Here is a 21,426-nt window from a genome sequence, read left to right as displayed (position 1 = left end):
TCGACCCAAGGGGGCCGCCACGTATTGCGGTGGGAGACTTCCCCGAGCAATGGCCAGAGAACACCGAGGAGGAGAGACCTAGGAGGATGCTCGGTCACCCGAGCACCCACCCGAGCCAGTTTCGATGCGACTGTCGGGCCGCGTTGCGCTTCCGCCAAGCCGCACCGCCGGCCAGCGTGGCGGCGGCGGGCCTGTGACGCTCGGCGGGATGAGTCCGGATGAGCTCTGTATGCACCTCGCTGTAGTAGGTACGCAGAGCAGGACGTTTCGGTACCGCGCATCATTGGCGTTTGCCAGACGACACGACTACTTCTCGAGCCGAAGTTGGCCGAGCGCCCCGTCGATGGTGGTGAACACGGCGATCGTCGCTGCCTCATCGTGACGTGGGTGCTGTGTCCGTCCGGTAAGCACGGCCTCGCTTACCGCGCGGAGCATCGGGGTGTAGCCGTAGCCCTCTCGCTCCATTGGGAGGCGTTCGGGCTCGTCGAAGATTCGTCGAGCATCGTCGGTGTGCAGAACCAGCTCCGGCGAATTCCAGAACGGCGCGCGCAGATCGATCCAGCCGCGGGGGCCTGCGATGGCCGCCCCCAGATCGCTGAACTCGAGCATGGACGTCGCAAGCTGGGCGTGGCGCCCGTCGCCATAGCGCAGGAGCAACTGGCACGACACGTCCAGTCCATCGTCGCGGATGATGCCATGGCAGATGATCGTGTCTGGGGACCCAAGCAGCGCCTGAGCGAGCGCGATCGGATAAACGCCTTGGTCCCTCAGCACGCCGCCTCCCAGAGTCGGATCCCAGCGGCTGCCGGTGTGTGGCTCCGGCGCCGGCAGTCCGAATGCAGCGCGGACACTTTGTACGGGGCCGATCCGCCCGCGTTCCAACTCCTCGAGGAGTCGTTCGAAGGCCGGAGTGAACTTCATCCACATGCCCTCCATCAGGAAGACGCCATGCTCGCGTGCGATGGCGAACAACTCCGCGACCTCGGCAGCGGTGAATGCCAGGGGCTTCTCTACGAGGACATGCTTGCCCGCCCGAATCGCCCTTTCCGTCAGCTGGCGATGTGTGGCGGCGGGAGTCGCCAGATAGACGACATCAACGTCCGGATCCTCAAGGACCGCGAGGTCGTCGGTGCTCCGCGAGATTTCGTTGGCTTTCGCAAAGGACGCCGCCTTCGCCCCGTCGCGACTGTAGACAACGACGATCTGGTTGTCGGCCACGCGGCGGAGATCGGCGACGACTTTGGTCGACACTGAGGCGGCGCCGACGATGGCCCAACGCAGCGAGGTTCGGGTCACAGGACGAGACCGTCCCCGAAGCGGAACGTGGGGGCCGTGGTGTCGAATGGCACATCGGGTCGGCTTTCCGAGACCGCAGCCATTGATGATGGCACGTCGAAGGGAAGCGTGCCTGTTGGAACGACCTCCCCGAAGATGACCTGCAGGAGAGCCTCGTCTCCTGCCCCGAAGTCAACCGTTAGAGAGTGAGCGAGGTCGACAAGCGGGGCAAGGATGGCCGGACGGTCCAAGTAGACATCGATGACGGTCGGGACGCTTCGGGCGATCTCCTCGATGTGCGCCCGCGTCTCGGGAGCGAACTCGAGCGAACCTGCGTGGAAGTATGACTCCAACGTCCCCGCTTGACCCCGAGGGTCCCACGGGGCAGCGAGACGGATGATCGCCACATCAGCTTCGGCTGGAGAGTCGACGATCCGCGCGTACGTCGCGAGTTGATCAGTATCGATGCCCTCGCTGAAGACCGCGATGCCGCGTGCCAATGGCAGGTGGGCCGCTCCCTCCCGATTGACAAGTGGCGTGATGGCGAGTGCTTGTGCGCGAATGCCCGCCTCGCGATCGGACGGGATTCCGACGATCCGCTCAGCTTGGTCAGCATCGACGTACGGTGATTCGAACAGGCCTAGGCGGAATTTTTCGATCAGCAGCCGGCGCGCCGAACGATCAATGCGCGCTTCGGTGATCCGTCCCGATGCGATGAGCTGGACAAGAGCATCCACATCGGTTTCGCCGCCGAACTGGTCGACGCCTGCCTCGATGGCTTTGACCATCCGCTCGGCGTAGGTCAGGCCCTCGACGCCCCAGTAGTTGCGGCTCAGAATGCTCCAGTCCGCGCACACGATCCCATCGAATCCCAGTTCACCGCGAAGGAGGCCGTCGATGATCCCGGCATTGAAGCCAAAGCCGACCTCTTCGTACTCAAGACCGATGGGCATGCCATAGTAGGGCATCAGTTGGGCGACGCCCGCGGCGATCACTGCTTTGAACGGACCTAGGTGAAGTTCAAACTGCCCGCCCGGGTAGATCTGTTCCCTGCCGTAGGAAAAGTGGGGGTCCTCGCCATCTTTCTGCGGGCCTCCGCCAGGAAAGTGTTTCGCCATGGCCGACACCGAGTCAGCCCCGACCTGTTCGCCCTGCAGGCCCTCGACGTAGGCCACGCCATGCCGGGCCGCGACGTCCGCACTTTCGCCGAAGGTGCCAACGGCGCGGGCCCAGCGCGAGTCGGTCGCTAGGTCGATCTGTGGGTGGAGTGAGACGCGGATGCCGACAGCGAGGTATTCGCGCCGCACTGTGTCCGCGTACGCCCGCGTGAGCTCCACGTCGTCGATTGCTCCGAAGCCAAGGAATTCGGGCCATTGCGAGAATGCACTTGTGCGCAGCGACGTGCCCGGGTTGTAGCCAAATGAATGGCGCGGATCAGTGGAGAAGGTGACGGGAATACCGAGTGGGAGGCTCAATGCTGCGCTCTGTGCGCTGTTGTGCCATTCAGCCATCGCTCGCGCGCTTCCGCCCTGCAGCGTGTTGAAGTGGTTGATCCTTCTGTGTACCAGCTCCTTTGTGGAGGGGGTGTCGAAGACGCTCGGCTGGTCTAGGCCGGCGTGACCGCCCCGGGGGTGAAACATCAGCCCCGCTTTGTCCTGCGTGTCCATCCGTGTCAGCAAGTCGTCCGCACGCTGTTCCGGCGAGAGCGTGGGGTCCTGGTAGGGAAAGTGCGTGTTTCCGGTCATAGTGGTGCTCCTGAATATCGTGATTGAATTTGGTGCCATCGTGTGGATTTCAACTTTTTGCCGAGGTCTTGCCATAGAAGTTAGTGGGACGGGTAGTTCGGTTTTCGGATAGTCATGGCGCGCTACACTGGGAGCCGTGTCGATGGAGAACCGCCCGGCTGATGCCGCGGGCAGCAATAAGAACGCGAAAGTGCGCGGGCCGTACGCCAAATCCGCCGAGGTGCGGGCGCGCATCCTGGATGCGTGCATTGAGGAGTTCAGTGTCAGCGGCTTCCATGGCGCGACTATGAAGGACATCGCCCTGCGGGCCGGGATCAGCCAGACTGGCCTGCTGCACCATTTCGCTACGAAGCGCGACCTTCTCGACGCGGTGCTCCACGCCCGGCAGGAGCAGAACGCTCGGGTAATTCGAGAGGCCCCTGAATCGAACACGCTCCACGCCCAGATGGCCGTCATCCGTGACAACGCTGCCCGACCCGCTCTGATCCAACTTCACAGCATGTTGTCCGCCGAGGCCACTGCACAAACGCATCCGGCGCACGATCACCATTTGCTGCGATACGAGCGGTTCCGTATGCGACTCACAATGGTGTTCACGGAGCTGCGTGACACAGGTCGGCTCAAAACTGAGGCCACGCCGGGTCAACTGGCGAGCCTGTATATCGCCGCCCTTGACGGACTTCAGATCCAATGGCTTTATGACCCGACTTCGGTTGACGTCGAGGCGGGGATGCGCGCTTTTGTGCAATCGGTCGCCGACATTGACGTCTGAGACCGATCTCACGAGGCGATGGACGCGGCCTCCTGCGCGTCTAGGGCACGTCGCCGCTCGGCGCGCCGCTCGGCTTGTAACGCAGGGTCGGGGATCGGCGCGGCGAGGAGTAGCCGTTTGGTGTACTCGTGTCGGGGCGTGAGCGTGACCGTGGCCGCGTCGCCTATCTCGACGATGTCGCCGTGATACGCCACGGCGACGCGGTGTGAGACATGCCTTACGACCGCGAGGTCGTGCGAGATGAAGAGGTAGGCCACGCCTGTGTCGCGCTGGATTTCTAAGAACAGGTCGAGCACCCGTGCCTGAGTCGATAGGTCCAGCGCCGACACAGGTTCGTCACAGACGATGAGCTTCGGACTCGGGGCCAGAGCGCGCGCAATGGCGACCCGTTGGCGTTGACCGCCGCTGAACTCCCGCGGCAGTCGCTCGGCCGCATCGAGTGGGAGGCCCACCTGGTCGAGGAGGCTACGTACCCGTCGACGGGCGTCCTTGCGGCCCATGCCTTGTGTGACCAGTGGCTCACTGAGAATGTCGCCGACCGACATCGACGGGTTGAGCGAGGTGTACGGATCCTGGAAGACCACTTGCAGATCGCGGGAAAGCCGGCGGCGCTGGGTGGCTGTTGCATGGGTGACATCTGTACCGAGTAGGCGGATGGTCCCGCCCGTGATCGGGGCCAACCCGAGGACGGCGCGGCCGATCGTGGTCTTCCCGGAGCCGGACTCGCCCACAAGACCCACGGTTTCGCCTTCGTGTATGTCGAGTGTGATTCCGTGCAGCACCTCCTTGGGTGGCTTTCTGAACCCTGGAGTGGGGTAGCTGACTCGCAGATCGGAGATTTCAAGAAGCGTCATTGGATCAGGCCTTTCCTTGTTCGCTTGAAACGAACGAACGTTCGCGGGGCGGATCGCTGCGGACCGTGGTCTCGTCGAGAATCGAATCTAGAAGCTGACGCGTGTACTCGTCCTTCGGCGATGCGAACAGCTCGTGGGCGTTTCCCTCCTCGACGATGCGTCCGTGGTTCATCACCAGCACCCGGTCGCAGAGGTCTGCGACGACGCCGAAGTTGTGGGTGACGATGAGGACACCCATATCGAGGGTCTGCTGGAGGTCGCGGAGAAGGTCGAGGATTTCGGCCTGCACTGTCACATCTAGGGCGGTGGTGGGCTCGTCCGCAATCAATAGCTTCGGACGACTGGCGACTGCGCCAGCGATGAGTGCTCTCTGAGCCATTCCCCCGGAGATCTGGTGTGGGTAGGACGAGAAGACCCGATCGGGGTCGACGATGCCGACCCGTCGCAATAGCCCGAGGATCCGCTCCTTGGCTTCCTTCTTGCCGAGGGGCGTGGTCGCGCGTAGCCCCGCAACGAGCTGCGCTCCCACCGTCGAGGTGGGTACGAGGTTGCTCATCGGCTCCTGAGGTATGTAGGCGATGGTGCGACCTCGCAGGCGGTTGAGCTCAGCGGCTGGGAGTCCGACGATGTCCCGACCCTCAAGTAGGATCCGACCGGAAGTGATGATCGCCTCCGGAGGGAGCACGCCCAGGACCGAGAACGCCGTCTGGGTCTTGCCCGAACCGGATTCGCCGACCAAACCGACGATCTCGCCTGCCTCGACCCGAAGTGATACGTCGTGGACAACCTCGACGAGTTCTGATCCGGCCGGGTATGCTACGGCGAGGTTCTCGATGCTGAGCAGGCTTGACGAGGTGCCGCTGCCGCCCTTGGAGGATGCGATCCCCTGGGCCTTTTGTATCGAGCGAGCTGCCGCTCCGGCCTTCGATGCCTTCGGTCGGGCGCCCTCGAGAGCATCGCGGAGCGAGTTGCCGAGGAGAACCAGCGAGGCCGTGATAAGTCCGAGAGCCAGGCTCGGCCACAGGAGCTGAAGGGGGTAGGTGTACAGGTTTATGAATGCCGCGGCGATCATCGCCCCGAAGCTGGGCACGTCGGTGGAGCCCAACCCGAGGAATGCGAGTCCCGACTGGGCCCCAATTGCGGAGTTCGCGAGGAAGGCTGCAGCAATGATGATCGGGCCGCGAATCACGAAGAGGACGTGCCTCGTCAAGATCCTGAGATTCGACAAGCCGGAGACACGGGCAGCGTCCACGAAGAGTTCGTGCTTGACCGATACCACTTGGTTGCGAACGATCCGATAGATCGTGGGCGAGATGATGATGCCGAAAAGCACCATTGTCACGCGGAAGTCGCCCCGTGTCACCGGCATGAGCAGGATCAGGACCAGGAGTCCAGGAAAGGTCATAACGAGGTTGAACAGCCAGTCGGTGCCGCTGCGTACTCGATTGCTTAGGTAGCCGCCGATCAACCCTGCGCTGACTCCGACGAGGAGTGCGACGCCCGTGCCGATCAGTGCCGACTGAAAGCTGGTACCCAGCGAAAACAACAGACGTGAGTAGATGTCGCGCCCGCTGCTGTCTCCGCCGAGTGGATACCCTTCCGTTCCGATCGGAGCGTTGATGAGGCTGAGCGTGGCATCGTTCGGTCCGTTGGTTGCGATCAACGGTGCAAGGGCGCCGAGGATCGCCAAGACGATCAGGATCGATCCGGAGACAATCGCTTGCGGATCGCGACAGAGTCGTCCGAACGGCGAACGACGTGGACGTTTGGCCTCGGCCGATGAGATAGCGATACTGACGGTGCTCATAGTGCTCTCGCTTTCGGGTTAAGCCAACCGCCGACGAGATCGACGACAAGGTTGACGGTCACCACGAGCAACACCGAGAACAGAGTGATGCCCATGATGACGGGGATGTCGCCCTGAAGGGACGAGTTGAATGCATACGTACCGAAGCCTGGCAAAGCAAAGACTCGCTCGATGATCAGGGCGCCGCTGAACATGCCGATGAACTCGAGCGAAAGCACCGTGAGTGCCGGACCGGCCGCCCCGCGCAAGGCGTAGCGCAGCACAATCGTTCGGGTGGGGAGTCCACGGGTGGTGAGCGTGCGGACGTAATCCTTGCGCAGCTCGTCGATCATCGCGCCGCGGACTTGAGCCGCGATACCCGCGACGCCGCCGATTACGAGGACGATGGTCGGTAGCGTTATCGAGGCTAGCCATCGGCCCGGGTCTGTAGTGAGTGGTGTGAAGCCGGTAGCGGGGAAGAGTCCCAGCTGGATGGCGAAGACGTACACGAGCATGATCGCCAAAAGTAGGTTGGGGACGACGAGTCCTACCAGTGACACAGACTGCGTGACGCGGTCCACGGCGCCAGCGCGCGTGGCGGCCATCACGCCGAGTGCGGTACCGATGATGGCGGTGGCAACGAGGGCGAAGAGGACGATGGAGAGCGTGACGGTTAGGCGCGAGATAGCGGCGGCGCCGACGGGCTCATTCGTGAAGTACGAGACACCCAAGTCACCCTGAACAACCCCCAGCAGCCATTCGCCGTACTGCAGGGGAACGGGTCTGTCGAGGCCGAGCGAGTTGGCCCGCTGCTCGAGGATCTCCGGAGTCGCTCCAGGGCCGACGAGGCTTAGAACAACATCGTCGAAGGAGAAGCTCAGGAGGAAGAACGTGATGGCGGTCACCAGCAACGCTAGAACTAGTCCTGCCGCCAAGCGGCGTACTGCATAGGAGATCATGGGGCTCCGTGTCGGGAATCTAGGGTCTGGGTTGGGCGGCACAGCCGCCCAACCCAGAGTGGAGGGAATTAGTCCGAGAGACCGAACAGACGGACGCTGGTGGTGTAGGCACCGCCGTTTCCGAGGTACTCGATGCCGGGCGCGGTCGCCCAGGTCTGAGCTGCAAAGAACAGCGGAACGCTGAAGGCGTTTTCAACCAGGTAGGTGTTCAGCTCCTGGTAGGAGGCCTCGATCTCGTCGTCCGTGATGGCTGCGTTCGTCGCGTCATAAAGGACGTTGAACTCAGCGTCCGACGGGTTGAACGGGTTCAGGAACCCGCTCGGCCCAAAGTACGTTTGCAGGTCGCGAGACTGGGCAGAAATTGTCGTGATGTAGAAGGCAGCTCCGTATCGCTTAGCTGCCAGCGAGCTCGCGACCTCCTGGGCCGGCACGGGCTCCCACACGGCAGCGATCCCGATCTCGCCCAGCGCCTGAGTGACGAGGGGCTCAAGCTGGGTCGAGAGGAACGTGCTCGGGAGTGTCAGGCTGAATCCATCGGGGTAGCCGGCCTCCGCCAGGAGCGCCTTCGCGCCATCGACATCGAACGAGTAGGTCGAGTCGAGAGCGTCCACGTGGCCAGAGGCGCCGGAGTAGAAAATTTGCTGCGTCACACCGCCCCGCCCCCTTAGGACGTTGGTTGCCAGGCCCTCGCGGTCGAAGGCCATGTTGATGGCCTGGCGCACGCGGGCATCGCCCAGCGCGGGTACCAGCTCGCCCGCGCGATCGAGCAGGACAAGCGATGCAAGGGAGGTGTTGTTGAGCGTCTTGGTCGTGAACCCGGCGCCTTCGGCAACCGCAACCTGATCGGGCTGCACGGACGCTGCCGAGATCTCGCCCGACTGCAGCGCGTTGAACGCCGCGGCGTTGTCAGAGATGACCTTGATCGTGACGGTCTTGAACGGGAAAGCCTCCGCGTTCCAATGGTCGTCACGACGTGTCAGAACGTAGGTCGCGCCGTTGGTGGTCGCGGCGTCGTCGATCACGTATGGTCCGGAGCCGACGGGGCGGAGAGCAGTAGCTTCGTCCTCGATGGTCGCGGGATCGCCAATGACTCCAGCGCCGAAAGCCAAATTCGAGAGCAGTGCCCCGTCGGGTCGTGACAGGTGCAGCTTGACGGAGAGATCGTCGACTACCTCGATTGATTCAATCGCCGTAAGGCGCGACGACGGCGTGCTCGATGCGGCCCGGGTGCGATCAAGGGTGGCCTTGACCGCCTCCGCGTCGACCGGAGCTCCTGAACTGAAAGTCATCCCGGCTCGTAAGTGCAGCGTCAGATCCAAGGCGTCATCCGAGTACTCCCAACTCTCGGCTGCGTTGGGCTGGAGCTGGCCCTCGGTATCAAGATAGACCAGCGTGTCGAAGACCCCGTTCCAGATGTACTGAGACTGGCCGTCATCCAGGTACGCAGGGTCGAGCGAGGGCGGAACGCCAAGGATTCCGAGCGAGATGTTGGCGTCGCCCGGCTCAGTCGGGGGCGCAGGGGTAGCGCAGGCGGAGGTGAGGAATACAGCGGCGACGATCGCCGCTGCTGCGAGCGTGCGCACTGCCGTGCGTCCGCGGGACGTGCTCCAATGCATGGGGGACTCCTTTGTCGATGGTGCTCACAGCAACCGGCGGACCATGATGGTGCCGCGGTTCAGGCTGAGGGCTGGAGGTAAAAGTAGCATCAGGATTCGAGATTCAGCAAACTGTATTCTTGCCATCGTCCGAAAGTGTGAGCCAAACGCGGATTGCAGGACGTCCGCAAGAGGCTTCCGGAGTTATCCAAAATAGCGATTGAGTGCTATTTCGATGTGACCTCGCTGACCGGTGTCCGTGAAGCCTGTGGCCCGCGGCGGGTGGGATCAGGGCCGGCGGGCGAAGTACGCATCGGCGAAGCTGGTCCACCGATCCCATAGGTCAACGTCGGGATCGCGAAGCCATGTCAGCTGAAGACCATCCATGAAAGACAGGATCTCGATTGCGACGTCGTACGGTGAGCGGTCGAATCCGCCGAGCAGCGGCGTCAGTTGTTGGGCGCCTCGCCGCATCCGCATCTTGAAGTAGTCGTGGGCTGGGTGCGTTGATGTCAGCGCTTCCGCCGATAAGACGGCCAGGAGCCGCATGTGCTCGGGGCGCGCGATGTTGTGCCGCACGAGCAGGTCGAGGACAGCTCGCGCTTCTCTGGCTCCCTCGCGTTCGAGAAAATCATTCGTGAGTTCCTCGGACTCGCGTTCCTTCTCGTTGAGGACTTCGATCAGCAGCTCTTCCCGTGACTCGAAGTGGTGTAACACCCCGGCCCGGGAAATGCTGCAGCGCTGAGCGAGCCCAGCGATGGAGAAACCCTGAAAACCCGATTCGGCGATCATCGCACTTGCTTCTTTGACGAGCTGTGCGCGGCGTCGATCCGCAGTGAGTCGGACCCGTGTGCTGATCGTCATACCAATACCTCACCACATTGGCTTGCATTTGTAATGCTCATTACCTACGATCATGCTACCTACGCTTGTGTAGGTAACGCCATGTGTGGCCCGTAGAGACAAGGATGCCAGTTCGATGACGAACAGAACCGCGAGCGAAGACACTCGCCCGATCATGCCCGCTCGCGCAGACGACCCGAGGACTCCCCTCGCGAAAGTTATTCCGTCGGCTTCGGAAATCGTCGCAGGTCTGACGCTTGAGGAACGAGCCTCTTTGGGAAGCGGCGAGTCGTTCTGGCGCACTAAAAGCGTGCAAGGTTTGCCGGTCGCCGTTCTCGAAGACGGTCCACATGGGGTCCGCCACCAAAGCGGTGCGGAGGACCATCTCGGCATCTCGCCGAGCGATCCGGCGACCTGCTTCCCGCCGGCCACGGCGCTCGCCCAGACCTGGGACCCAGAGCTCATTGAACGCGTGGGCGTCGCTCTGGGCGTCGAGGCGCGCGCGTTCGGCGTCGACGTCCTGCTCGGGCCAGGTGTGAACATCAAGCGCGACCCGCGCTGTGGCAGGAACTTCGAGTACTTCAGCGAGGATCCGCTTCTGAGCGGTTCCATCGGAGCGGCCTGGGTCAGGGGGCTGCAGAGTCGCGGCGTAGGCGCATCTCTGAAGCACTTCGCGGCGAACAATCAGGAGTTCGAACGGATGCGCGTGAGTGCCGACATCGACGAGCGTCCTCTACGCGAGATCTACTTGCGCTCGTTCGAGCGCGTCGTCCGGGCGAGCGCGCCGTGGACGGTCATGGCGTCGTACAACCGGGTCAACGGCATTGCATCGACTGAGAACTCCTGGCTGCTGACAGAAGTCCTGCGCGACGACTGGGGTTTCGATGGGGTCGTGGTGAGCGATTGGGGCGCGGTCAGCGACCGGGTCGCCGCCGTCGCCGCCGGGATGGATCTGCAGATGCCAGGCGGTGATCGCGAGTCGGACCGGGAAGTGGTCGACGCCGTGAGCGACGGATCGCTTCCCGAGCGTCACGTGACGGAGTCGGCGCGACGGGTGATCGAACTCGCGGAGCGCGCGGCTGCGGGACGGGCCAAGTTCGGGGGAGGCGCATTCGATACGCAGTCCCATCACCAGCTTGCCCGAGAAGTCGCTTCGCGCGCGATTGTGCTCCTCAAGAACGATGGTGGGACGCTCCCTCTCCCGCGGACGGGACGCATCGCGGTTGTTGGCCCTTTTGCTGTGGAGCCGCGTATCCAGGGAGGCGGAAGCTCTCGAGTCGTGCCGACTCAGGTAGACATCGTCATCGACGAGCTGCGCACGAGCGCTCCCCAATCGACCATTGACTATGCCGAGGGATATCTGCACGACGGCAGTCGAAGCGAGGAACGAATCGATCAGGCCGCCTCGCTCGCCGCCGCCTCCGACGTGGCCGTCGTGTTCCTGGGCCTCACTGCCGCTGAGGAGGCCGAAGGAACCGATCGCCCGGACATCGAGATTCCTGCGCACCAGATGGCCGTGCTGCGAGCGGTCGTTGCCGCACAGCCGCGGACCGTCGCCGTCTTGGTGCACGGCGGCGTGCTTCGCCTGAACGAGGTCGCGGCGCTCGCCCCGGCGATTCTGGACACCACGATTCTGGGCCAGGCCGGCGGAGGAGCGATCGCCGATGTACTGTTCGGCGATGTCAACCCGTCGGGACGTCTGGGTGAGACGGCGCCCCTCCAGCTCCGAGACGCCCCGTCTTTCCTAAATTACCCGGGCGACGGTTTACACGTGCGATACGGCGAAGGGATCTTCGTCGGCTATCGAGGATACGACCAGCTGGGTAAAGCTGTTGCGTACCCATTCGGGCACGGGCTCAGCTACTCGACGTTCGAGTACGGCGCGCTTCAGCTCGTCGCTACCGAGAGCGGGGTTTCCGCCGCAATTGATGTGGTCAACACCAGCTCCATCGACGGCCGCGAGGTTGTCCAGTTCTACGTCGGAGGCTCGACGGGCGTCACCCGTCCTGTTCGTGAGCTGCGCGCGTTCCGTTCAGTCGCGATCCCCGCCGGCGCGACAACTCGTGTTGAGGTGGAAATACCCCGCGGCGAGTTCGCATACTGGGACATTCGCGAACACGGTTGGCGAGTAGAGGCGGGCCAATACGTCATCGAAGCTGGAGCCTCCAGCCGGGACCTTCGCGCTTCAGCGCAGATTGAGCTCGACGGGGATCCTCGACTTGCTCCCTTCACCGGGATCTCGACCATCGGAGAGCTCATGGAGCACCCCGTAGCGGCGGACCGAATCAAAGCCGTGCTGGTCGCGAGCGGAGCTGGGCAGACGAGCGTCGCCTCGAAGGAGCTTGGCATCGACGCTCACAAGTCGACACTGCGGATACCTCTTAATAGGGTCCGCGGGTTGAGCGCTGGTCGCGTACTGGGACGCGAGCAGCTCGGGGAGCTTCTCGCCGCTGTAAATGAAGAGAGCTGACGATTCACATGCGCATTGAAACTGGCAATATCGCCGTCGTCACAGGGGCCGCTAGCGGCATTGGCTTTGGCCTCTCTCGGGAGCTCGCGGCTCGCGGAGTCTCGCTCGTCATGACAGACGTTCGAGCGGATGCTCTCGAGCTCGCGGCCGCCGGACTCCGTGCCGACGGGGTGGATATCCTCAGCGTTGCCGCCGACGTGAGCAACGAGAAGTCGATGCTTCACCTCGCCGATCTCACATTCAAGCGTTTCGGCAGGGTCGACCTGCTCTGCAACAACGCAGGGTTGGTCGGACCGTCCGCTCCCGCCTGGGAACAGACTTTGGAGAGCTGGAACCGGCTCATCGCGGTGAAAGTAGTCGGCACCGTGAACGGGGTGCGCGCTTTCGTTCCTCACATGGTCGAGCGCGGCAGCGGCCACGTGCTTAACACGGCGTCCTCAGGCGGACTCTCGGTCCTTCCCACACGTACCCCCTATACAGCGACTATGCACGCGGTCGTGGGGTTCACTGAAACGCTCGACGCCGAGCTTCGCGCGGTTTCTCCGAAACTCGGTGCCACGGTGCTCTCGCCCGGGCTGGTCGACACGGACCTCGGTCGTAATTCGCAAGAACTCGGCGCAGTGACTTTGCCCGCCGGGTCTCTAACGTCTATCCGGGATTTTGCTCCCGATGCCCTTACTGCTGAAGAAGTCGCTCGGGCCGCGCTTGATGCGATTGAAGCGGGGTTGGTGCACGTCGCACCGGGCGCGGGTGTTTTGAATCGGGCCCGGGCGAGGGTCGCAAGCCTCCTCGCGGACCTGGAGATTGCGACTCGATGAGCGCGATCGATTCCTCGAATAGGCCTTCGACGAACGTGCTGCGCACACTTGCCGGACTGCTCATGGGGCTCCTCGTGGCACTTTTGGCAACTTCAATCGTCGCGACGTCGCTGCCAATCATCGTTCACGATCTCAACGGCAGCCAAGCAACCTTCACCTGGGCAGTCACCTCGACGTTGCTCGCGATTACTGTCTCGACACCGCTCTGGGGAAAACTGTCGGACCTAGTTGACCGCAAAGCGCTCGTGCAATCCGCGCTGATTATTTTCATCGTCGGCTCCATCGTCGCTGGGTGCGCCCAAGAGCAGTTCACCCTGATCGGAGGGCGCCTCCTTCAGGGGGTGGGTGCCGGCGGGCTCATGTCGCTTGTGCAGATCGTCATGGCCGATATCATCAGCCCGCGCGATCGCGGCAAGTATATGGGCCTATTCGGCGCCGTTATGGTAGTCGGGACAGCCGCCGGGCCGCTCGTCGGGGGGATAATCACCGACGGGTTTGGATGGCGCTGGAACTTCTTTATTCCCGTCGTCGTCGCACTGCTTGCGTTGGTGCTCATTCACTTCACTCTGCACCTTCCACGGCACCAGTCGAAAGGAACTCTCGATTATCTCGGGGCTGTGCTCATCACTTCAGGCGTCTCGCTCCTCCTGATCTGGATCACTCTTGCCGGCAAGGACTTCGCATGGGTCTCGGCACCGTCGGGGTATCTGGCAGGGGGAGCACTGGTGCTCCTAGTAGTTGCAGCAATAGTGGAGACAAAGGTGAAGGACCCGATCATCCCACCCGCCCTCTTCCGGAACCGCACCTTTAACATCGCCATAGTAGCCAGCCTCTCAGTCGGTGTGGGCGTCTACGGAACCTCCGTCTTCATCAGCCAGTATCTGCAACTCGCCCGCGGTGCCAATGCGACGGAGTCGGGCCTTCTCGTCCTTCCGCAGCTCATCGCAGTTGTCCTTGCATCGACCATCGCCGGGGCAGTGATTAGCAGAACCGGAAAGTGGAAAGCGTGGATGGTGGTTGGCGCTACCTTGCTCGCTGCGGGCCTAGCTGGACTTTCGACGATTGATCTCTACACGCCCTACTACCTCATATGGATCTACCTCGCATTGGTTGGCACGGGAATCGGCACGGTCATGCAGAACCTCATTCTCGTCGCGGAAAACACAGCGGACATCCGGCACATGGGAGTGACCAGCGCCTCGGTCGCCTTCTTCCGAACTCTCGGCGGCACAATTGGGGTCACGGTTCTGAGTGCAATCCTTGCGGCCAGCGCTTCACGATCGCTCGACGATGCTAAGCCGGGACTCATCGGGGAGGGAGTTCCCGCGGACGAAGTCGATCTGACGACGCTACCGGACATGACCGCGCTATCAGAGCCCCTCCGCTCCGCAGTCGCCGAAGCCTACGCACAGGGAGTCTCGGACGTATTCCTTGCCTGCGTTCCCCTCGCCCTCGTGACGATCCTGGCGATTGCACTTCTTCCAAATCTTCCCCTCAACGCACGAAACCGTTCTCAACGGCTTGCCGACGCGGAGACAGACACTGCCGTCGAGATCGCTGGCGGGCATGGGGTGCTGGGTGATGGCGAGGAAGCATTGAATGAGGAAAAATCAAGACGTGGATTGTAGAAGGCCGCTGCCGCGCTTTGTTCTGATCGCGAGGCACTGACCGCGCGCGGCCGACAATAGTCCGTTGTTGTATATTGCCGCCTCTGGGCACCGACTAAGCATGAGTCAAATGAGGGTCACCGTGTGCCCGGGCAAGGGAGCCGGACACTGGCGGGCGTGCGGATGGGTTGTGCGACGGCTTGCGCGGCCTGAGTCAGTGGGTCCCGCCAGTGACCAGCTTGAACTTTGGGGTCGGGATCGGCGGGGCGATCTGACCGTCCAAGCGAGCGCGCAAGTCACTTGCAATTCCGGAAATGAGCTCGCGGAAGCTCGTGTCGACTGACGACAATGGAGGCGACCACAGCTGCCCTCTGCCGGCCACGGGTTCAAGGGCCGTCCGCCCTACCGTCAGATTGACCTGATCAGGGTTTCTTGCCGTGGCGAAAAGGCGGAGACTTGATACATCCAACGTCTGTTCAACACTTATTCGCTGAAAGCACACTCCTGCGGACCCTTTCGGGGTGGTGTTCGGCCCGTCCCGATTCACCAAAGGACCTCGAGCACCTTGGTGTTCTGAACGCTGAACGCCTCTCCGGGCTCGGCCTCGAGCCGGTTTTCACCACGAGCGAACTCGCCGAGTACCTCCGCGGTGCACGTGCAGGCCCTCTACCACCTGATATGTCGCCGAGCAGCCGTTGAAAGACTTGACTCGGCCGGCTGCCCGCGGAGCAAGTGCGGGCGGTTTTGGTCCGCTGTACGGGGTCCGCGGTCGGCCGGGCAACGCATTGAGTAACAGGGCGCGCGGGACCCCGCCACCTTTGCCTGGTCGGGAAAACGATCAAATGCGGCGCCGGACGCAAAGGCCGTCGGCAGTTTCGCGATCGAGCGGGGGCGCAGAAGGCGAGTGGCGCTTCGGCTCGGCGTCCGTGCTGTTAGCCAAGGCCGAGTTCGTCCACCACGTCGGCAACCCGCGCCCGCTGAGCATTGGTGAGCCCCTGGATCGGCAACGGCAGGCACTTCTCTGGTGTGAGGCCGAGGTGCTCAGCGATCGCCGCGACCACGCGCAGACTGCCCCCGAACTCCGCGAACAGACCCCACAGTGGGGCAAGTCGCTCCGACTCTGCCACCGCCTCACCGGGCCGACCTTCTAGTGCTGCACGGGTGATCCTCACCGCTGGGTCCGGGAGAGTGCCACCGATAACCGAGTACCAGGCATCGCAGCCCGCGTTCAGCCCATCGGCTGCGAAGGCGTCGCCGGACACACCGATCGTGACGTGCTCGGGCACCACCGCCCGAATCGCCGCGACTCGCTCCCGCTCCTTTCGGGGATCAGCGGGGGCGCCGGGGATCTTGATCGACACGACGCCGGGCAGCTCGGCGATCCTCGCATAGAGATCGGTGGTGAAGGTGAAGTGGGTGGTGCCGGGGTTGTCGTACACGATCACCGGCAGCCGGGTGTGCTCGGTGGCGGTGCGGTATAGCTCGAACACGTCATCCGCGGTCAGAGGCTGGTACGTCATAGGTGCCAGCAGTACCCCTGCAGCGCCGGCAGTTTCGGCGTTGTCGATGTGAGCGAGGACGTGGGAAGTGCGCAGGGCCCCGACGCCAACAAAGACTGGAGTGCTCCCGGCGTGCTCGACTGCGAGGCGGGCGACGCGGGCGCGCTCTTCGCTTGCGAAGTAGGCATAGGAGCCAGTCGAGCCGAGCGCGGTAATCGAATCTACCCCGGCTTCCGCCAGACGCACGACCAGGCGAACGAACGCGGCCTCGTCAACTGCGTCACCCTTGAGCGGGGTGAGAGGGAAGGCGCTTAGACCGGTGAAGATGCTCATGCCTGCTCCTCAAGCCCGGGGGTATGTTCAAGGCCGAGAGTCGGGTTGCCGTATACGGTCTGCACCTCGGAGATCACGACGCGGTATTCGCCGAGCCATTCCCCGTACCGTGACTTTGCCAGCCGGTGAGTGTTCATATCGACGAGCTTCCGCAGGGCATCCATGTCGGCCCAGTAGTACACCTCGGCGTGTAGCCCGGTGTCTTCGTTGCGCCAGGCCTCCTCACCCAAGAACCCGGGGATCTGGCGGGCACGCAGCGCGATCTCGCTATTGATGCGATGGAAATCGCCAGTGAGATCCTTCGTCTCGAAGATGAATGTCGAACTGTACTTCGGAGTTGCGGTCATGGTGCCTCCTTCGTTGTCGTGGGCATTTCGGCGGAAACGGGGTTGGTCGTGCGTGCCCCGCCGCGTTGCGCGGCGGCTCCGGCGACGACGATGAGGGCGATGCCGAACAGTTGCCCGAGCGTGGGTGTTTGGGCGAGAACCAGCAGCCCGATGAGGAGGCCGAAGGGCGACCGCCATCGACCACGGAGGCACTCCCGTGGCGCGTCGGCCGATCACGGGGCGGCGAGTTGACGCCGCACCGCCCGAACCTCGCTGCCGAGACTGCTGAGGGCATCGGCGAGTGCGTCTGCCGCTTTGGTCAGGGCTTCGTCGCGAGGGCATCGAGAATGAAGAACGCCGTATCCGTGGCATCGGAAAGGGCGGTGCGTCGTCCCTGCCGCCAGTTCCAGCGACGGCACGTCACCCCGGCACTGTCGCACCAGGTCACCTCGCCGGGCTCTGGATGCTCGATCACCGTGTCTCCGTTCGCGGTTGTATCGAACGGTTCCTCTCCGGTGGCACGGGTCAAGCGGGCGGCGCCGTCGTAGAGGTGGAAGTCTTCGCCGCCGAGCGGAATCTGATGCAGCACGGAGATCGCGTTGTAAATGTCGGTGAGCGCATTCACCCGCGGGAGGCCCTGCTCGGCGCGGCGGGTGAGAGCTTCGAGGCTGTTGCGGGTGCGTTGCGGCTTCGCCCCGAACGCCCGATACGCCTCCCGCCACGCTGCGATATGCGGCAACTCCTCAACAAGGGAAGCAGCGAGCAGCGCGCGGGAATGAGCCTCAGCCGCCGCGACCAACGCATCGAGACGTGCACCGCCGCCCGGATCGCTCCCGTCGGGGGCGAGGCCGTCAACCACGAGCAGCATGGCCCGGTAGTCCGGGCGCAGATCGAACACGGCAGGGTCCACCTCGCTGGCGTCCAGGAACTCGTTCGGGGTCATGGGGTTAGGCATTCGGAATCTCCGTTCTGTGCGCGGCACCGACTCCCGGTTCGAAGACCGTGAGCGAGAACCGGGCAGGCTCGTCATGACGGTTGATGTAGGCGTGGGCGATGTCACCGTAGAACGACAGTGCGTCGCCGGTGGCGACCTCGTAGCTCTCGCTGTCGACCGCAACGGTCAGAGTGCCGTCCTGGACGTGAAGTAGTTCCCGGGTGCCGTCGGCATGGGCTTCGCTCTCATGGCGTTCGCCCGGTGCAAGAGTCCAATCCCACAGCTCGACCACGTCCGGCCCCCCTGTGCCCGCGACCAGCACCCCCTTCCCGCCAAGATCGCCGGTCCACAGCACTGCGCCCTCACCGCGGCGGGTGATCTTCGCGGTGCGCGCGGCGGGTGGCTCGACCAATGCAGGCAACCCAACACCGAGCGCATCCGAGAGTCGCAGCAGCGTACCAATGCTTGGATTGACCCCACCCTGCTCTACGTTCACGAGCATGCGGCGACTGACGCCTGCCGCCGCGGCGAGCTGGTCGAGCGTCCACCCGCGACCTTTGCGCTCCTGCTTCACCCGCGCACCAATGGCTCGTGCCAATGACTCCGCCACTTGATCCATTTGGTGCATAATACTGCACTACTTTGGCACTGTCGATGGCTGACCAGTTCTTGCGAGATCCTTCAGAACTCAACGGAACTGTTGCCTAGTCTGCTCAGCTCGCATTGATCCGGAGACGGGCAAGCATCGATGCGGGGTCGACGTGCAGGCCGAGCGCTGTTGGCCAAACTGGCGTCGGTGCTCTCGGCCGCGAAGCCGCGGATTGCAGACATCGTTAAGGTGAATGCCTAAACGGGACGCGGTCATCGTTGACTGAGCACGGTGGATCTTTTGACCCCGTGCTCCATAAGGGTTGGACGCGCCGACCTCTACGGCGCGGCCAGCGCTCGGGACCGTCGTCAGTCCTTCGCGGCGGCCGCCTCTCCCATCCTTTTCAGAGCGAGGGTGAGGATCGCGCTTGAGGTCGCGAAGTTGAGCCGCACATACCCGTCTCCTCCCGATCCGAAGATGTGTCCGGAGTTGAGTGCGACCCGCGCCCTGTCGCGGAATAGCTTTGCGGGGCCGTCGATGTCGGTGGCGACAGCGAACGCCGTGCTCGCCGGGGTGGTGCGCGGAATCGCGAGCTGCCGGCAATCGAGCCAAGCCAGGTAGGTGCCTTCAGGTGGGATCCACGACAGCTGTGGTAAGTGCTCCTTTAGGAGCCGCCCGAGTAGCGTGCGGTTCGCGTCGAGACCGCCGAGAAGGTCGTCGAGCCAGTCAGTGCCGTACCGGAAAGCGGCCGTGTGCGAGATGACCCCGAGGTGGCTCGGTGCGTAGTCGATCTCGGCTGGCACGCTTCGGAGGTCTGCGGCGGCCTCAGGGCCCGCAACTGCGAGCGCGGCCTTCAGCCCCGCGAGGTTCCACCCTTTCGATGCCGAGATGAAGGAAATCGCGTCCTCCGAGCCGGCAACGGTCAGGTACGGGACGAAGTCTGCACCGGCGAGTACCAGTGGGCCATGGATCTCGTCGGCCAACACCCGCACACCAGCCGAGCTGGCGATCACCGCGAGTGCCTCGAGCTCGGAGCGGGTGTGGACAGTGCCGGTGGGGTTGTGCGGGTTGCAGAGCAGTACGACGCATTGCCCGCCTTCGCTCTGCACTCGCTCGATCGCGGACGCGACTGCATCGGGATCGAGGCGGCCCGACGGAGTCAATGGCGCCTCGACGACATGGCGACCGGCGTGGGCAATGTACGAGAAGAAGGGTGCGTAGACGGGTGACATGACGATCACGGAATCTCCCGGATTGGTGCTGACGCGCAGCACCTCGACGATGCCTGTCATGACCTCGGCGAGCACCCGGGTGTCAGCGACTGGGAGATCAGGCCACCCCCAGCGGGCGGCGGCGAATTCCGCGACAGCCTCGGCGTAACCATGACGCGAGGCGTAGCCAGTGTCCCCAATGTCGATCGCGTGCCGGATTGCGTCCGCCACCGGCGGCGCGAGCGGAACATCCATCTCCGCCACCCACAGCGGCAGCAAGTCGGCATCGTGCGCCTGCCACTTCTGGCTCGTGCGCCGACGCAATTCGTCAAGAGTGAGTTGCTCCAGTGGGTTCGGTCTCAGGGATGAGGTCATCTGAGCAGCCTAACTGCCGGACTCGAACGTGGACGAGGAGGCCTTTGTGCTTGCAGCCAACGATGCCAACTTCGCCACGCGAGGGAGGCTCGCCGCCGCCCGCCAGCGTGTCTCGCGGCGTCGGCTCGTTCAGAGACCTGGCCCATCCGATACGGATCTACGCAGCACCATTGTCCAAAGTACTAGTGTCGCCAGTGCCATCGCCGAACCCATAACCACGCCGAGCGGAAGCACCGTGGCGATGCTGATCGCACCGACGATGGGGGAAGCGAGGCCCGCAAGCCCAAAGTTCACGGCACCGAGCAGGGCCGCCGCAGTGCCCGCTCGGTCTGCGTTGTCGGCGAGGCCGAGCGCTCCCAGACAAGGGCCGCAAGCACCCGCGAACATCATGAACAGCAGCATCACGGCGATCACCGGCCAGATTGAATCGGACGACAGCCCAATGACGCAGAGCGAGAAACCACTCAGTGCTATGGAGGGCAGAACCACGGCGAGGATTCGTTCCGGCGCGGCGCGCTGCGCAACGAACGCGGACACCTGCGTACCGAGAACGAAGGCGACCGCATTGAACGCGGAGATCACGCCGTAGAGCTGCGGGGTGAGCCCGTACTGCTGCTGGAAGAGGAAGGACGACGTGGAGAGGTAGGCAAAGACCGAGGATACGAGAAAACCGCCGATGAGTGCGATGCCAACGAACCGTCGGTCGCCGAGCAGCCCGCGGTAGCTGCGCCAGACAGCGCTGCGGTCCGAGCGAAGGAATCGTCGTTCGAAAGGGAGCGTCTCCGGCATCCAGATGAAGGCGGCGGCGAGCATCAACAGCCCGTAAGCGGCGACCACCGCGAACAAACCCCGCCAGCTGAGCGCAGCCATGAGTTGGGCCCCGAGGAACGGAGCGATCACGGGTGCGATCCCTGTGAAGAGTGCGACTCGGGCGAGACCCTTGACGAGTTGCTTGCCCTCAGCGACATCACGCATCATCGCCATCGCGACCACACCACCCCCCGCGGCGCCGGCGCCCTGCAACACTCGGAGGACGAGGACCCAGGTGGTATCGGGCGCTGCGGCGATCGCGATACTGGCAACAACGTGCAGGGCCGTCGCAACGAGTAGGGGCCGCCTGCGCCCGATCGAGTCACTCCATGGCCCAACGACGAGCTGGCCGAGCGCGAAGCCGAGCGTGGCAGCGCTCAGGGTGAGCTGAATTAGCGCTGGTGTGGTGTCTAAATCGGCCTGCATCTGCGGAAATGCCGGCAGGTACAGGTCGATTGTGAGCGGGCCCAGTACGGCGAGGAGGCCGAGGAGTATGACGAGACGAGGTGAGGCCCCGGCTCGGGTCTGCGGTGTGAGCAGCGTTTGGGACATGGTGGCAAAGCCTCCGGGAACGTGAGCGACATTTCCGGGGCGGAACCGGCCGGGCGAGAGCCCTCATTCAGCG

Annotated in this window: 17 protein-coding genes; 4 read left to right on the top strand and 13 right to left on the bottom strand. The window is 63.6% G+C overall.

Features of this window, described 5'->3' with window-relative positions; translation table 11 throughout:
* Window positions 1-306: 306 nt before the first annotated feature.
* The gene (locus ASC66_RS04335; protein WP_055835093.1) at window positions 307-1,296 is read right to left on the bottom strand and encodes a Gfo/Idh/MocA family protein; all 990 of its coding nucleotides are present in this window, start codon (window positions 1,294-1,296) and stop codon (window positions 307-309) included.
* Window positions 1,293-3,020, bottom strand: a complete 1,728-nt coding sequence (locus ASC66_RS04330; RefSeq protein ID WP_157509635.1) for a glycoside hydrolase family 3 protein — start codon at window positions 3,018-3,020, stop codon at window positions 1,293-1,295. Before ASC66_RS04330 ends, ASC66_RS04335 begins: the two co-directional genes overlap by 4 nt.
* A 142-nt stretch (window positions 3,021-3,162) precedes the next feature.
* Between ASC66_RS04330 and ASC66_RS04325 the strand changes: the two genes are divergently transcribed.
* Window positions 3,163-3,792, top strand: coding sequence for a TetR/AcrR family transcriptional regulator (locus ASC66_RS04325; RefSeq protein ID WP_055835088.1), 630 nt, complete (start codon window positions 3,163-3,165; stop codon window positions 3,790-3,792).
* 8 nt (window positions 3,793-3,800) lie between these two features.
* On the opposite strand, the gene ASC66_RS04320 is transcribed toward ASC66_RS04325, so the two are convergent.
* The 5 genes from ASC66_RS04320 to ASC66_RS04300 all read right to left on the bottom strand — a co-directional run bounded on the left by ASC66_RS04320 (window position 3,801) and on the right by ASC66_RS04300 (window position 9,850).
* Entirely contained in the window at window positions 3,801-4,646 is an 846-nt protein-coding gene (locus ASC66_RS04320) for an ATP-binding cassette domain-containing protein (protein WP_055835085.1), read from the bottom strand.
* A 4-nt stretch (window positions 4,647-4,650) separates the two neighbouring features.
* Entirely contained in the window at window positions 4,651-6,453 is a 1,803-nt protein-coding gene (locus ASC66_RS04315; RefSeq protein WP_055835082.1) for a dipeptide/oligopeptide/nickel ABC transporter permease/ATP-binding protein, read from the bottom strand.
* Window positions 6,450-7,391 carry an ABC transporter permease gene (locus ASC66_RS04310; protein WP_055835079.1) on the bottom strand — a complete coding sequence of 314 codons (942 nt, stop codon included), beginning with the start codon at window positions 7,389-7,391 and terminating at the stop codon, window positions 6,450-6,452. The genes ASC66_RS04315 and ASC66_RS04310 overlap by 4 nt, the downstream gene beginning before the upstream one ends.
* 68 nt (window positions 7,392-7,459) lie before the next feature.
* On the bottom strand, window positions 7,460-9,007 hold the full coding sequence (locus ASC66_RS04305) for an ABC transporter substrate-binding protein (protein WP_055835076.1): 1,548 nt from the start codon (window positions 9,005-9,007) through the stop codon (window positions 7,460-7,462).
* Window positions 9,008-9,274: 267 nt separating this feature from the next.
* The gene (locus ASC66_RS04300; RefSeq protein ID WP_082491998.1) at window positions 9,275-9,850 is read right to left on the bottom strand and encodes a TetR/AcrR family transcriptional regulator; all 576 of its coding nucleotides are present in this window, start codon (window positions 9,848-9,850) and stop codon (window positions 9,275-9,277) included.
* Between the two features lie 154 nt (window positions 9,851-10,004).
* Between ASC66_RS04300 and ASC66_RS04295 the strand changes: the two genes are divergently transcribed.
* From ASC66_RS04295 to ASC66_RS04285, 3 genes are read left to right on the top strand one after another with little or no spacing between them, the layout of a single operon-like run.
* On the top strand, window positions 10,005-12,299 hold the full coding sequence (locus ASC66_RS04295) for a glycoside hydrolase family 3 C-terminal domain-containing protein (RefSeq protein ID WP_082492074.1): 2,295 nt from the start codon (window positions 10,005-10,007) through the stop codon (window positions 12,297-12,299).
* Between the two features lie 8 nt (window positions 12,300-12,307).
* On the top strand, window positions 12,308-13,117 hold the full coding sequence (locus ASC66_RS04290) for an SDR family NAD(P)-dependent oxidoreductase (protein ID WP_055835070.1): 810 nt from the start codon (window positions 12,308-12,310) through the stop codon (window positions 13,115-13,117).
* Window positions 13,114-14,745 (top strand): MDR family MFS transporter, encoded by a 1,632-nt coding sequence (locus ASC66_RS04285; RefSeq protein WP_082491997.1) that lies wholly within the window; start codon window positions 13,114-13,116, stop codon window positions 14,743-14,745. Before ASC66_RS04290 ends, ASC66_RS04285 begins: the two co-directional genes overlap by 4 nt.
* A 911-nt stretch (window positions 14,746-15,656) precedes the next feature.
* On the opposite strand, the gene ASC66_RS04280 is transcribed toward ASC66_RS04285, so the two are convergent.
* The 6 genes from ASC66_RS04280 to ASC66_RS04255 form a co-directional block, all read right to left on the bottom strand.
* Complete coding sequence (locus ASC66_RS04280) at window positions 15,657-16,556, bottom strand: dihydrodipicolinate synthase family protein (RefSeq protein ID WP_055835067.1); 900 nt, start codon at window positions 16,554-16,556, stop codon at window positions 15,657-15,659.
* The gene (locus ASC66_RS04275) at window positions 16,553-16,903 is read right to left on the bottom strand and encodes an antibiotic biosynthesis monooxygenase family protein (protein ID WP_055835064.1); all 351 of its coding nucleotides are present in this window, start codon (window positions 16,901-16,903) and stop codon (window positions 16,553-16,555) included. Before ASC66_RS04275 ends, ASC66_RS04280 begins: the two co-directional genes overlap by 4 nt.
* A 298-nt stretch (window positions 16,904-17,201) precedes the next feature.
* A complete protein-coding gene (locus tag ASC66_RS04270; protein ID WP_235496670.1) occupies window positions 17,202-17,780 on the bottom strand; it encodes a B3/B4 domain-containing protein in 579 nt (192 codons plus the stop codon).
* Window positions 17,781-17,829: 49 nt separating this feature from the next.
* Window positions 17,830-18,435 (bottom strand): helix-turn-helix domain-containing protein, encoded by a 606-nt coding sequence (locus tag ASC66_RS04265; RefSeq protein WP_055835060.1) that lies wholly within the window; start codon window positions 18,433-18,435, stop codon window positions 17,830-17,832.
* 338 nt (window positions 18,436-18,773) lie between these two features.
* Window positions 18,774-19,991, bottom strand: coding sequence for a MalY/PatB family protein (locus tag ASC66_RS04260; protein WP_082491996.1), 1,218 nt, complete (start codon window positions 19,989-19,991; stop codon window positions 18,774-18,776).
* Between the two features lie 129 nt (window positions 19,992-20,120).
* A complete protein-coding gene (locus ASC66_RS04255) occupies window positions 20,121-21,353 on the bottom strand; it encodes a Bcr/CflA family efflux MFS transporter (RefSeq protein ID WP_055835057.1) in 1,233 nt (410 codons plus the stop codon).
* Window positions 21,354-21,426 lie beyond the last annotated feature (73 nt).

The organism is Leifsonia sp. Root4, from assembly GCF_001425085.1.
Classification (GTDB): Bacteria; Actinomycetota; Actinomycetes; order Actinomycetales; family Microbacteriaceae; genus Microterricola.
Note: the sequence above shows the minus strand (reverse complement) of the source record. Positions and strands in the feature narration are given on the sequence as shown.